Here is an 897-nt window from a genome sequence, read left to right as displayed (position 1 = left end):
ATAAATGAACGGTCCGATCCCCAGTACCAAGCCGATGAAAAAGCCGTAACTCGGTAATGGCCAGTGGGTCGTGATAACCAGAACCGCTTTAGTAGACAAAAGGATCCCGACGATTGCGCCTAAGCCAACCGGGGTCAGAAAGCGTAAATTTTTGCGCGGATTGGCGCGAAAGTGATTAAGTGCATTTAAGAGGCGATCATAAAGCCCAACCACAACCGCAAAGATACTGCCGGAAAGTCCGGGAATGACAAGTGCAATGCCGATAATGGCACCTTTGATAAAATTAAGCATGACAGCTCCTTATAGATGGATTTATTAATAGACAAACACGGATAAGGGCGATCATGAACCTGCTTGCAGATTCAGCGGCGGTGTAATGACAGGAAGGCCGGCAGATTTCAAGGCGGCAATGTAGGCAGCCAGGAAAGTTCGTTGGAGGCTGACGTGTGCACCAATTTCGGCGTAGAACAGAACCTGATAGGTAACAGTTCCGTGTTTGTCTTCAGTCAGGCCAAGGATATTCGGTTCATCCGTAATGGTTGAGAATTTCTGTACCAGATTGTGATTGAATTTTTCAATCGTTCGGCGGACCAAATCAAGATCGGTCGTTGGGGCTAACGGCAATTTGATAAGTACCTGCATGTTGCTGCGCGAAAGGTTGCTAACAATCGTAATGTTGCGATTAGGAATAAAGTTAACCGTACCATCGTAGCTTTTTACTACAGTTGTGCGTAACCCTAGGCTAGTGACGGTTCCGGAAATCGTTCCTAGTTTAACCACATCACCAACATCAAACTGGGCTTCTAACAAAATGAAGAAACCAGTTACGACATCATTGACGAAGCCCTGAGCGCCAAAGCCGATCGCCAACCCGGCAACACCAGCCCCGGCGAGCAA

2 protein-coding genes are annotated in these 897 nt (G+C 47.5%); both read right to left on the bottom strand.

Annotated features, from left to right (window positions below; genetic code table 11):
* On the bottom strand, nucleotides 1–291 hold a 291-nt coding region (locus ACWPVL_RS11700), incomplete at its 3' end, for an undecaprenyl phosphate translocase family protein (protein WP_454389185.1).
* Between the two features lie 51 nt (nucleotides 292–342).
* A partial coding sequence (locus tag ACWPVL_RS11695; RefSeq protein WP_454389183.1) for a mechanosensitive ion channel family protein occupies nucleotides 343–897 on the bottom strand: 555 nt, incomplete at its 5' end.

The sequence above is a fragment of the Streptococcus sp. Marseille-Q8145 genome (genome assembly GCF_965112035.1).
Note: the sequence above shows the minus strand (reverse complement) of the source record. Positions and strands in the feature narration are given on the sequence as shown.